The organism is Planotetraspora silvatica (genome assembly GCF_016863315.1).
Lineage (GTDB): Bacteria > Actinomycetota > Actinomycetes > Streptosporangiales > Streptosporangiaceae > Planotetraspora > Planotetraspora silvatica.
In genome coordinates this window covers 210044-221827 of record NZ_BOOQ01000019.1, presented here as the reverse complement: position 1 = coordinate 221827, position 11784 = coordinate 210044, and the positions used below count along the sequence as shown (strand labels likewise).

Here is an 11784-nt window from a genome sequence, read left to right as displayed (position 1 = left end):
TAACGGCGGTCCGCTCCCGTGGCGGAGGAGGTCACCCCTCCTCCGCCACTCCACTCCGCGTGCGGTCCGAGCTCTACCTGTCGGGCCCGCCGTCTCGCACCCACGCGAAGGTGCTCGCGACGCCCTCGGACAGCGAGGTGGCCGCCTTCCAACCCAGCTGACCGGCGACGCGTGCCACATCGAGCGCGCTGCGCCGGAGCTCCCCGGGCCGCGCGGGCCCGAACTCCGGCTCAATGCTCCGGCCCGTGACCTGGCCGATGACGTCGGCCAGAGTGAGGATGCTGGTCTCGACGCCGGTGCCGATGTTCCACACCCCCGCGATGGAGGAGTCGGCCGCGGCGAGGAAGGCCGTGGCGACGTCGCCGACGTAGACGTAGTCCCGCGTCTGGGTGCCGTCGCCGTAGATGACGGGCCGCTCCTCCCGCATGGCCTTGCCGCAGAAGATGGCGACCACTCCCGCCTCTCCGGCCGGGTCCTGACGCGGTCCGTAGACGTTGCCGAGCCGGAGCACCGAGTGGGTGGTCCCGTGGAGGCGGTTGGACAGGCCGATGTACTGCTCGGCGCAGTATTTGGCCGTGCCGTACGGCGCCTCGGGCTCGGGCCGCTGGTCCTCGTCCGAGGGGATCACCGCGTCCTTGCCGTACAGGGCGCCGCCGGTTGAGGCGAACAGCACCCGTGCTCCGGCGACGCGCGCCGCCTCCAGCACGTTGATGGTGCCGATGACGTTGGTCTGGGCGTCGCCCGCCGGATCGGCGACCGAGGCCCGCACGTCGATCTGCGCCGCGAGGTGGCAGATCAGCTGGGGCCGGACCCGGGCGACGACCGCGGCCAGCGCGCCGGGGTCGGCGACGGAGGCCCTGTGCGCCGCCACCCGGGGGTCCAGCCGGGTCAGCCTGCCGGAGGACAGGTCGTCGAGCACGGCGACCTCGTCACCCCTGGCCAGGAAGGCGTCGGTCAGGTGGGAGCCGATGAACCCGGCTCCGCCGGTCACAAGTATGCGCATGGGTAGGGAGCCTAGGGGCAGGCAAGATCTCCGTCTTGTCGCCAGGCCTGGTCGCCAGGCATTTGTCGGCCGCGCGGCGGAACCGATCCCGGGCGGACGGCGGCCCGGGGCGGGGCTCAGAGGCGAACCCGGCCCCGGGCGTCCGAACCGGTCGATCCGCGAACCATGCTCGACGGGCTGCGCAAGGGACCCGTCTGCGGCTCACGGAGGCCGGCCGTTCAATCTCGCGATGGCTCACGCCATCGCGACCCCCGATTCCGTGCGACCGATCACTCGGCCGTGCCGACGGGACTCGTGGGGATCCAGACGCGCATGGTGGAGGGGCCCCTGTTCGCCCAGTCGTGATAGGGCGTCAGCGGCACTTCGGCCGAGGCCGCGAGGTCGGGGGCGACGTCCGCGGCGCTGACCGAGTAGGGGAAGTCGCGCGCGGGGGAGTCGGCCGAGGAGAGGTGGACGCGCACGCCGTCGCTGTCCGACATGGGTGGTTTCGACACGTCGACGACCGTCGCCTCCGTGCTCCAGCCATGGGGGAGGTCGACCGACTCCAGGGCGTAGACGACGGGGCCGCGCTGGACCGCGACACAGCCCCTGACCGCGTCGACGCGAGGGTGCGGGAAGACGAACCGCGCCTCGATCGGCAACTCCAGCACGACCGTGTCCCCGGCGGCGAACGGCCTCGTGACCGAGGCGACCCCCGGCGCCGCCTCCTCCGCGACCCCGTTCACCGACACGCTCGCGCCCTCCGCCCATTCGGGGACGCGCAACGAGAGCGTCCACGGGGTGCCGGGGGACTCCCGGATCGTGATCGTGACCGTGCCGGCGTGCGGGAACTCGGTCTCCATGTCGAGGCCGACACGTCGTCCGTCCGCCAGGACCGTGTCGACCGACGCGCCGCCGTACTGGTGGATCTGCACGCCCTCGGCGTCCTTGGTCGCCCAGAGCGCGCCGAGGCTCGCCAGAGTCCTGGCCAGGTTGGTCGGACAGCAGGAGGCCTCGAACCAGGCCTCGCGCCGGCTGCTCGCGCCTCTCAGGCACAGGCCGTCGGCGTTGACCGGCGCTGGCACGCTCACCGAACGCTGGTGCAGCGTGTTGGCGTAGAAGAAGGCCCTGCCGTCGCGCGCTGGAGACGCGGCCAGGACGTTGTACAGCGTGCGCTCGATCAGGTCGGCATACCGGCTCTTCCCGGTGGCCAGGAGAAGCCGCCAGCTGAACATGATGGAGGCGACGCCCGCGCACGTCTCGCAGTAGGAACGATCAGGCGGCAGGACGTAGTCGAGGCCGAACGCCTCGTCGTTGTGGTGGGATCCCATCCCGCCCGTGACGTAGACACGGGTCGCGACGGTGTTGGCCCACTGGGTCTCGAGCACACGCAGCAGTTCCGCGTCGCCGGTCTCCACGGCGACGTCCGTGGCGCCGGCCGACAGATAGAGGGCCCGCACGACGTGGCCGCGCAGCACGGTGGCCTCGCGCACCGGCATGTCGTCCTGGGCGTAGGCGCTGCCGTACTCGATGCGAGGGAGCGTTCCAGCGCCGCGCCGATCGATGAACAGGGCCGCCTGGTCCAGGTAGCGGCGCACGCCGGTGAGCCGGTAGAGCTCGACCAGGCCGAGCTCGATCTCGGCGTGACCGCACACCATGCGCAGCCCGTTCTCCCCGAACATCACGCAGACGTGATCGGCCAGCGCCGTCGCCACCTGGAGGTACTTGGCGTTGGCCCCCGCACGCGCGTTGGCGACCGCCGACTGGAGGAGATGCCCGAAACAGTAGAGCTCGTGCCCCCAGGAGAGGTCCGAGTAGCGAGGGCGTTGCCAGGCCCGGCCGAACAGCGTGTGAAGGTAGCCGTCGGCGTCCTGCGCCGCCGCCAGCCGGTCGACGAGCCCGTCGAGCGCGGCGTCGAGGTGGGCGTGGAGGTCGGCGCCGCCCGGGCCGGTTCTCGCCCGATCCCAGGAGATCGCCTCGATGATCTTGTATATCTCCGAGTCGGCGAACTCCATGCCCCGGTGCTCGTACGGCCGGCCGGAGGCCGCGTCGTCGAAGTTCCCCACCCAGCCCGCCCGCTCCAGCCAATGGAGAGCGTGCGGGATGATCGCGTCATGGTTGAGCTCCTGGCGCTCCCCCCAGAATCCTCCGGCGAGCCGGGATTCATCAAGACCGAGCGGGGTGAACACCCCGCCGCGCGGGACGACGGGGGCGACAGGGGAGGTGTGTCTTTCGACGATGCCAGTCACATTTGTCCTTTTCAGAGTTCTCATGCGAAGAGAAGCCGCTAGCCGCGCAGCGCGCCTGACATGAATCCGCGCACGTAGTAGCGCTGGAGCACGATGAACAGGAGCAGACAGGGAATGGCCATGACCATGACCCCGGCTTCCAGCATCCCGTAGTCGATCGCCCCGAACGTGCGCTGCGTCATGCTCCAGACGGCCACCGGGAGCGGGAAGCTGGCCCCGTCGTTGAGCAGGATCAGGGGGGCGAGGAAGTCGTTCCACGAAGCGAGGAAGGCGAACAGTCCGACGGTGACCAGGCCCGGCCGTACCGCGGGGAGCAGGATCAGGGTGAAGGCGCGGAAGGTGCCGCATCCGTCGACCATCGCCGACTCGTCCAGCTCCCGCGGCACCGCTTCGAACGAGTTGCGCATCATGTAGAGCGCGAACGGCAACTGGAACATCACGAAGACGAGGCTGAGCCCGACCAGGGAGTTCTGCAGGCCGATCTTGCCCAGCAGGACATAGAGCGGGATCAGGATCGTCGCGTACGGAACCATGAGGATCGCCAGCGTCGCCAGGAACAGCAGGTTCTTGCCGGGGAAGGCGAACCTGGCGAACGCGTAGCCCCCCAGCGCAGAGACCAGCAGCGTTCCCGCGACGGTCATCGCCGACACCAGCAGGCTGTTGGTCAGGTAGGAGGTCAGCCCCTCGCCGAAGTGGGCCATCCTCGTGTAGTTGCCGAAGCCGTACCCGTTGGTCTGCCCGCTGCCCGGCTGCCCCTTCAGGGACGACCACCCGCTCCAGAGCAGCGGGAACAGGAACAGGACGGCCAGCGCCGACGTGGCGGAATACGAGCCGGTGCGCCTCATTTGTCGCCTCCCCTGAGAACCCGCAACTGCAGGGCGTTCAGCGCGACCAGCGCTGCCAGCAGCACGACCGACAGCGCCGCGGCGCCGCCGAGGTCGAAGCGGAAGAACGCGTTGCGGTAGATGACCATGACCATGGACACCGTGCTGTTGTCGGGGCCGCCGTTGGTGAAGATGAAGAACTGGTCGAAGGCCAGCAGCGAGCCGGTGATGCTCAGGATCAGCATCAGCGCGATCGTCGGGCGCAGCAACGGCAGAGTGATCTTGGTGAAGGTCTGCCACCTGCTCGCCCCGTCGGTCCTGGCGGCCTCGTAGACCTGGACCGGGATCGCCTGCAGACCGGTGAGCAGGATCAGCATGTTGAACCCGGCGAACCTCCACAGGACCAGCGCGATCGTGGAGAACAGCGCCATGTTCGGCGTGCCGATCCACTTCACGTCCATGAACCCGAGGGGCCCGAAGTCGGGATTGAGCATGCCGTAGAACAGCAGCGAGGCCGCCGCGAAGCCGACCGCACCCGGCAGGAAGAAGGCCGTGCGGAAGAAGGTGACCCCTGGCCTGCGGTTCTGCACGAGCAGGGCGAGGCCGAGCGCCACCGCCGACAGCAGGACGGTGATGATCAGGGTGTACTTCAGCGTGAAGAACACCGAGTCCACGAACAACGGGTCATCGGAGATCTTGGCGTAGTTCTCCGGCGCGTTGAACCTCGGCTGGCCCAGCAGCGGCCACTTGTTCAACGACATCCAGACGACGAGCGCGAGGGGGGCGAGGAACAGCACCCCGACGATGACGGCGGTCGGAGCCGCGTAGAGCATCCCGATGTATCTACGCGAGCGGGGACGGCCGCGGGCGTGGGCCGCGCGGGCCGCGACCCGGTCAAGGTCGCGGCCCGCGCGGGGCGAGGCGAGTCGGGTCATGACTGGGCGAGCGACTTGTCGACGGCGACGTTGAGTTCGGCCAGCTTGGCGGGATCACCGAAGACGGCCTCACGGGCGAAGCGCAGCCACGGACCCTGCGGGTCGTTGAAGGTCTGGCCGAAGCGCAGGGCGTACGGCGTCTGCCCCTTGGCGACCAGGGAGTTGATCAAGACGACGCGGGGGTCGGCCTCGGAGTACTTGTTGCTGGCGAGGTCGGTCCTGGCCAGCACGTCCTTGTTCTTCGCGAGGACCTCGACCTGGGCTTCGTCGCCGACAGTCCAGGACAGGAAGTCCCAGGCCGCGTCCGCGTGCTTGGTGGTGGCGGAGATGCCGACCGAGTCGCCGCCGACGAACGTGGACTCGCCGCCGTCGGGGCCGGCGATCGGGGTGACGCCGATGTTCATGTCAGCGGGCATGGAGCCGAGCGTCGTGGACGGCATGGGCATGACGCCGATCTCCCCCTTGGGGAAGAAGCCCGTCCAGGTCGCGCCTTGCTCCTCCTTCGTGGTCGGCCCACTGATGCCCTTGGCGTACAGGTCCTTGTAGATCTGGAAGACGTCGGTCATCGGCGTCTGGTTCACCAGCGACTTGGTGCCCTGCTCGTTCATGACCTGGCCGCCGGCGGCCCAGACCGAGGGCCAGAAGGTGAAGACGTAGCAGCCGCCGCAGTTGCCGCCGAAGAACGTGCCGTGGACCTTGCCGTCCTTGCCGAGCTTGTCCTGGACCGTGGTCGCCTGCGCGGCGAACTCCTTCAGGGTCGTCGGGCCCTTCTCCGGGTCGAGCCCGGCCTTCTTGTAGAGGTCCTTGTTCCAGAACCAGACCGACAGGTCGAGCGTGTGCGGGAGGGTGTACATCCGGTTCTCGTACGTGCCGAGCCTCATGTGCGAGGCGGCGAGCGAGTCCTTGAAGGGCAGCTTCGCGATCCGGTCGGTGATGTCCAGGTACAGCCCCTGCGACGTGTAGTTCGGCACGAAGATCACGTCGGCGGCGAAGATGTCGGGAAGCTGCCCGGCGCCGGCCGCGGCGGCGATGCGCGGCTGGTAGTTGTCGATCGGGATCACGGTCAGCTTGACCTGGTTCTTGTGGGACTTGTTGTAGGCGTCCACGAGCCGCTGGCTCTGGGCCTGCGTGGCGGCGCGGGTCCACATCGTGATCGTCGTCCCGCTGTCGGGGGCTCCGGACGCTCCGCCCTCCGTCTGCTCGCCGCCGCCGCACGCGGCCAGCGCTGTCACCAAGAGCCCAGCGGCTATCGCCGCAGAAAACCTTTTTGCCATGTCCTGCTCCTTGCACTTCTGGGGGGGTTGCCGTCCATGACGGCGGCGGATGCCCGGTGCTCGCGCCCCAACCAAGCAACTGCTTGCGATCGCACCGGCGTGAAGCAAAATAAAAGGTTTTCGGAAACGTAAACGTCATCTGATGAGCTGTCAATGGGCGCGGCGGGCCCGCTGGTTGCCGTGATGTCGGCGCGACCGTTATGGTCTGCGTGAACGGTCGATCGAGCTTTCTGGCGACAGTGATGTTCCCGAAGAAAAGGTTTTCGCAATGCCTTCTGAGCGACCACGCGCGGTGACGATCAATGACGTTGCGGCTCTGGCCGGAGTTTCGATCGCGACCGCGTCCAAGGCGCTCAACGGCCGGGGACAGGTACGCGCGGAGACCCGAGACCGGGTGTTCGCCGCCGCGCGCGAGCTGTCCTTCCAGCCGAACCCCCTGGCCCGCAGTCTGGTGACCGGCCAGACCCGGACGGTGGGGTTGCTGACGAGCGACAGCGTCGGCCGATTCGGCATCCCCGTCATGCTCGGCGCAGAGGACGCGTTCGGCTCAGGCGAGACCGCGGTCTTGCTGTGCGACGCCCGGGGTGACGCCTTCCGCGAGCAGCACTACCTGCGCACGCTGCTCGCCAGGCGGGTCGACGGGCTGATCGTCGTGGGGGAGAGCACCGACCCGCGGCCCTCCATCAGCCGCGACCTGTCCATCCCGGTCGTCTACGCCTACGCGCCGTCCGACGACCCGGAGGACGTGTCGTTCGTCCCCGATGACGTGGCCGGCTCCGGCGACGCCGTACGGCACCTGATCGCGCTGGGGCGCCGGAGGATCGCCCACGTCACGGGGCCGACGCACTACACGGCGGCACGAGAGCGCGCGGAGGGGGCCCTGGGTGCGCTGAAGGCGGCCGGACTTCCCCTGTCGGGAGACCGCGTCGTCTACGGCGCCTGGTCCCAGCGCTGGGGACGGCACGCGGCCGAGATCGTGCTCAACGCGGATCCTGACGTGGACGCCGTCTTCTGCGGCAGCGACCAGATCGCGGCGGGGCTGATCGAGGCGGCGCGCGAACGGGGGCGGCGGGTGCCCGACGACATCGCGGTGGTCGGCTACGACAACTGGGAGGTGTTGTCGGAGGAGACGCGGCCACCGCTGACCACCATGGACATGAACCTGGAACTGCTGGGCCGTACGGCCGCGCAGCACCTGTTCGCCGCCATAGAGGGACGGGCCACCAGCGGCGTCCACCGCATGCCGTGCCGTCTGGTCATCAGAGACTCGGCCGCGCCGCCCACCCCCCGCTGACCGCCCGGTCGCAGGAGCGGGTCATCGGTGGCGCCGTGCGCGTCCCCGCCGTAGAACGTCGTGAACAGGCGGGGCCACGACACGGGTGGTGGCTGGATCTGGCCGGGAGGCTCGCGCCGGGTGACAGTAGAGCGGAAGGTGAGGCGGAACGAGGGAGTCCTGGTGAGGCGTTTCGACGCGGTGTTGTGCGATCTCGATGGTGTGCTGAGGATTTACGATCCGGACGGGCTGGCGCTGGAACGCGACTTCGGGCTGGAGGCGGGCACCGTCACCTCCGTGGCGTTCGCTCCCGATCTGGTGCATCGAGCCCTGACCGGTGACATCACCGACGAGGAGTGGCAGGCGGCCATCGGGGACAGGCTCACCGCGTTGTGCGGGTCCGCGGAAGGCGCCGCGCGACTCGTGCGGGCCTTCGTCGAGGCGCCGCACCGGGTCGACGCGCCGGTGCTGGATCTGCTGACACGCGTGCGTGAGCGGGTGCCCGTGGTGCTGGTCACCAACGCCACGACCCGTCTGGAACGCGACCTCGCCCGAGTGGGGCTGCTCGACGCCGTCGATGCGATCGTCAACAGCTCCGCCGTCGGCGTGGCGAAGCCCGACCGGCGGATCTACGAGATCGCCGCGGATCGGGCCGGGGTCTCAACGGACCGTTGCCTGTTCATCGACGACCATGCCGACAACGTGCGGGTATCGGAGGAACTCGGCATGACCGGTGTCCTCTACCGGGATCCGCGAGATCTCCGGGAGGCCCTCGCCCCGCTGCTGAACGGTGGGGCGGCGTCCTGACCGGCCGCAAGGAGTCAGACGCTGCGTCCGGCCGGGCACCCTGTCGAGCTCGCCACGTGCTCGACCGGAGCCGGTCAGGGCTGGACCGGGTTCTCGGTCCAGCCCCTGGATGACGTCACCTGATGCCCGGGCGGGCTCGCCCTCTCTCCTCGGCTCTCGTGGCCGAGGGCACGGTCCCGCGGCAAGACGGCCGAAGAGCGATCACTTGCTGAACCCCGCGGTCAGGCCGCTGAGGAGCTGGCGCCGGCCCACCACGTAGAGGATCAGGATGGGCAGCGAGGTCAGCACGACGGAGGCGAGCACCGCCGGCACGTTCACGCTGAACTGCCCCTGGAAGGACCACAGGGCAAGTGGCAGCGTGCGCTTGTCGGGGCTCTGGGTGAGGATCAGCGGCAGCAGGAATCCGTTCCAGATCGTCAGCGCGTTGTAGATCGTCACCGTCACCACGGCCGGCCGGGTCAGCGGGAACGCCAGGCGCCAAAGCGTCGTCACCTCGCTCGCGCCGTCCAGCCGCATCGACTCGAACAGCTCCTTGGGGACGTCGCGGATGAAGTTGGACAGGACCAGCACGGACAGCGGGATCGCGAACGCGATCGACGGCAGGATCAGCCCCATCAGCGAGTCGTACAGGTGCAGCCTGATGATGATCAGGTAGACCGGGATGATGGTCGCCTGCAGAGGAATGGCCAGCCCCATGAGGAACAGCGAGTTGACCCCGCGCAGGAAGCGGCCGGCGCCCCCCCGGACGATCGCGTACGCCGCCATGAACGCGACCGCGACCGCCGGGACGACCGCGCCGATGGTGACGATGAGGCTGTTGAGGAAGTACAGCGGGAAGTCGGACTCGATGACCATCTTGTAGTTGGCCAGGGTCGGCTCACTGGGCGGTGCCAGCGGGTTCGACGCGTAGTAGGTGCTCTGCGCCTTGAAGCTGGTGATGACGATCCAGTAGATCGGGACGATCACCACGGCCAGCCACAGCCAGCTCACGGCCGCGCCCAGCCAGTTCGGCCGCTCGCCACTCCTGCCCTGCGGGCGCCGGTGCGTTCCGGACGTGGCGGTCGGCTCCCGCTTAGTCGTCTGGGTCACGCTCACGCTCAGGCCCCTTCCAGCTGGCTGGCGTCGGGGTTGCGGCCGCCGAGCCGGCGCAGCAGCAACGCCAGTGCGAGGCCCACGAGGACGAGGATGACGGCGATCGCGCTCGCCGGCCCCATGAGGTTGGCCTGGAATCCGCGTTTGTACATGTCGAGCGCGAGCACCCGGGTGGCGTCTCCAGGGCCGCCCGCGGTCAGCACGAAGATCAGGTCGAAGAAGGTCAGCGAGCCGACGACCATGAGCGTGGAGGACGTGATGATCGTGTACTTGAGCTGCGGCAGCGTGATGCTGAAGAACTTGCGCACCCGCCCCGCGCCGTCCAGCTCCGCGGCTTCGTACATGGAGTCCGGAATCTGCCGCGCGCCGCCCTGATAGATCAGCGAGTGGAACGGGATGAACTGCCACGACACCACGAAGATCACAGTGCTGAAGGCGAGGACGGGCCTGCCGAGCCAGTCCTGTGAGAGCAGATCGATGTGCAGCCCCGCGCCGAGCCCGAAGTTCGGATCGAGCAGCGCCTTGTAGGCGATGGCGATGGCCGCCTGGCTGAGCAGCAGGGGGATGAAGAACACCACCGCGAGCACCGCACGGTAGCGCTGGCGCCCTGCCAGGAACACGCCGATCAGGATGCTGGCCGGCGTCTGGAACGCCCAGGAGGCGGCCATCACCAGGAATGTCACCCACAGCGCGTGCGGCAGCCCGGGGTCGGCGAGCACGGCCCGCCAGCTCGTCAGCCCCGACAGGTGAATCTCACCGAGCCCGTCCCAGGACGTGAAGCTGAGGAACAGGACCCCGATGAGCGGGATCACTCCGAAGCCCACGAAGATCACCAGGGCCGGTACGGCCAGCCACGGCAGGACGCCGCCACGCGCCTCACGCGTGGCGGCGGGCGGCGGCCCGGTCCGGGCGGGGGGTGCGAACGCTGTCACTGGCCGATGACCGCGTTCATGTTGTCCACCCACTGCTGCGGCGTGATCGACAGCTGGAACAGCTTGGCGATGTTGTCCAGCAGCACCTCGGCGGCGGTCGGGCTGAGCGCCTGGTCCCAGGACTGGGCGAACACCTTGGCGTTGCTCGCGATGCCGTAGACGAAGTTCAGGAAGTCGGCGTCCTTGGAGCCGGCCCACGCCGCGTCAGAGCCCTTGACGATGGGCACGCCGCCCGTTTCCACCCACTCCTTCCCTTCCTGGTCGGTGAGCACCCCGGTGGCGAAGAACTTCTTGGCGATCTCCTTCTGCTCCGGGGTCGCCTTGGAGGAGATCGACAGGTACTGGCCGGGGTTGCCGACGGTGTTGCTGGGGTCGCCCTTGCCGCCCTCGACCGGCGGGAAGTTCATGTAGCCGAGGTGGCCGCCGGGGACGAAGTCGCCGCCGTCCTGGGACATGCCGCCGTACGTCCAGGTGCCGTGCAGCATCATCGCCGCCTTGCCGGTGTACAGCAGGGCCTGGTCGGCGTTGGAGTCGGCGGTGATCGAGGAGAAGCCCTTGATGAACCCGCCCGCCTTGACGAGGTCCTGCACCTTGGTCAGCATGTCGAGGACCGCGGGGTGCGACCAGGCGTCCTTCGTGCCGTCGAACACCGCCTGGAACACCTCGGTGCCGCCGATGCGGTCGAGGAGGAACTCCAGCCACATCATGTTCGTCCAGCGGGACTGGCCGCCGAGGGAGAACGGGGCGATGCCGGCCTTGTTGAACTTGGGGACCAGGTCCATGATGTCGCCCCACGACGTGGGCGGCTGGGCACCGATCTTCTCGAACGCCGTCTTGTTGTAGAACAGGACGATGGGCTGCACGGTCTCGCACGGCATCGCGTAGATCTTGCCGTCGATCGTCGCCGCGCCGAAGGACGAGGGGAACAGCCGGTCCTTCACCGCCGCGTTCTGCTCGAACCACGAGGTGAGGTCCTCGACCTGTCCGGCCTGCACGTACGTGCGCAGGGTTCCGCCGCCCCAGCCCCAGATGATGGTGGGCGCCTGCCCCGCGCCGATCGCCGTCTTGATCTTCGTCTTGTACGCGTCGTTCTGGAAGGGCGTCCCCGTGATCGTGCCGCCGGGGTTGGCCTTGTTGAACCGCTCCACGGCCCTGGTGCGCACGCCTTCCTGCGGCTGCACGGACAGATACCAGTAAGTGGCCTTGGCGCCACCGCCGCTACTGCCGCCGGCGCTGCCGGGGCCGGCGGTTCCGCCGCAGGCGGCGAGCGCGGCACCCAGGGGGACGCCCATGGAGAGGAGGAGGAATTTACGGCGAGAGGTTGTATTGGAATCCACGCTGATCTCCGTACTTGAATGCCGGGGGCTGGCCGCGGCTCGTTGACCATCGGATGCGTCGGCCGGCGGTCATGGATCA

10 protein-coding genes are annotated in these 11784 nt (G+C 68.8%); 2 read left to right on the top strand and 8 right to left on the bottom strand.

Features of this window, described 5'->3' with window-relative positions; genetic code table 11:
* Positions 1-73 precede the first annotated feature (73 nt).
* The 5 genes from Psi02_RS15645 to Psi02_RS15625 form a co-directional block, all read right to left on the bottom strand.
* Positions 74-1003: an NAD-dependent epimerase/dehydratase family protein gene (locus tag Psi02_RS15645; protein ID WP_203974723.1), complete on the bottom strand. Its 930-nt coding sequence runs from the start codon at positions 1001-1003 to the stop codon at positions 74-76.
* 269 nt (positions 1004-1272) lie between these two features.
* Entirely contained in the window at positions 1273-3231 is a 1959-nt protein-coding gene (locus tag Psi02_RS15640; RefSeq protein WP_239094915.1) for a glycoside hydrolase family 127 protein, read from the bottom strand.
* A gap of 38 nt (positions 3232-3269) precedes the next feature.
* The gene (locus tag Psi02_RS15635; RefSeq protein ID WP_203954446.1) at positions 3270-4076 is read right to left on the bottom strand and encodes a carbohydrate ABC transporter permease; all 807 of its coding nucleotides are present in this window, start codon (positions 4074-4076) and stop codon (positions 3270-3272) included.
* On the bottom strand, positions 4073-4990 hold the full coding sequence (locus Psi02_RS15630; RefSeq protein ID WP_203974718.1) for a carbohydrate ABC transporter permease: 918 nt from the start codon (positions 4988-4990) through the stop codon (positions 4073-4075). The genes Psi02_RS15635 and Psi02_RS15630 overlap by 4 nt, the downstream gene beginning before the upstream one ends.
* On the bottom strand, positions 4987-6264 hold the full coding sequence (locus Psi02_RS15625; protein ID WP_203974716.1) for an ABC transporter substrate-binding protein: 1278 nt from the start codon (positions 6262-6264) through the stop codon (positions 4987-4989). The genes Psi02_RS15630 and Psi02_RS15625 overlap by 4 nt, the downstream gene beginning before the upstream one ends.
* Before the next feature lie 268 nt (positions 6265-6532).
* On the opposite strand from Psi02_RS15625, the gene Psi02_RS15620 reads away from it, so the two are divergent.
* Both Psi02_RS15620 and Psi02_RS15615 read left to right on the top strand, forming a co-directional pair.
* Positions 6533-7558: a LacI family DNA-binding transcriptional regulator gene (locus Psi02_RS15620; RefSeq protein ID WP_203974715.1), complete on the top strand. Its 1026-nt coding sequence runs from the start codon at positions 6533-6535 to the stop codon at positions 7556-7558.
* Between the two features lie 162 nt (positions 7559-7720).
* A complete protein-coding gene (locus Psi02_RS15615) occupies positions 7721-8344 on the top strand; it encodes an HAD-IA family hydrolase (protein ID WP_239094914.1) in 624 nt (207 codons plus the stop codon).
* Between the two features lie 201 nt (positions 8345-8545).
* Here Psi02_RS15615 and Psi02_RS15610 read toward each other — a convergent pair whose 3' ends face one another.
* The 3 genes from Psi02_RS15610 to Psi02_RS15600 are packed head-to-tail and all read right to left on the bottom strand — an operon-like array spanning position 8546 to position 11705.
* Positions 8546-9439 (bottom strand): carbohydrate ABC transporter permease, encoded by an 894-nt coding sequence (locus Psi02_RS15610; protein ID WP_239094913.1) that lies wholly within the window; start codon positions 9437-9439, stop codon positions 8546-8548.
* A 2-nt stretch (positions 9440-9441) separates the two neighbouring features.
* A complete protein-coding gene (locus tag Psi02_RS15605; RefSeq protein ID WP_239094912.1) occupies positions 9442-10368 on the bottom strand; it encodes a carbohydrate ABC transporter permease in 927 nt (308 codons plus the stop codon).
* Positions 10365-11705 carry an extracellular solute-binding protein gene (locus Psi02_RS15600; protein ID WP_239094911.1) on the bottom strand — a complete coding sequence of 447 codons (1341 nt, stop codon included), beginning with the start codon at positions 11703-11705 and terminating at the stop codon, positions 10365-10367. Before Psi02_RS15600 ends, Psi02_RS15605 begins: the two co-directional genes overlap by 4 nt.
* Between the last annotated feature and the right edge of the window lie 79 nt (positions 11706-11784).

Coding starts and splice junctions, on each gene's coding strand:
- Psi02_RS15635 (WP_203954446.1), bottom strand. CDS start 4,076: ATGAGGCGCACCGGCTCGTATTCCGCCACGTCGGCGCTGGCCGTCCTG.
- Psi02_RS15625 (WP_203974716.1), bottom strand. CDS start 6,264: ATGGCAAAAAGGTTTTCTGCGGCGATAGCCGCTGGGCTCTTGGTGACA.
- Psi02_RS15620 (WP_203974715.1), top strand. CDS start 6,533: ATGCCTTCTGAGCGACCACGCGCGGTGACGATCAATGACGTTGCGGCT.
- Psi02_RS15645 (WP_203974723.1), bottom strand. CDS start 1,003: ATGCGCATACTTGTGACCGGCGGAGCCGGGTTCATCGGCTCCCACCTG.
- Psi02_RS15630 (WP_203974718.1), bottom strand. CDS start 4,990: ATGACCCGACTCGCCTCGCCCCGCGCGGGCCGCGACCTTGACCGGGTC.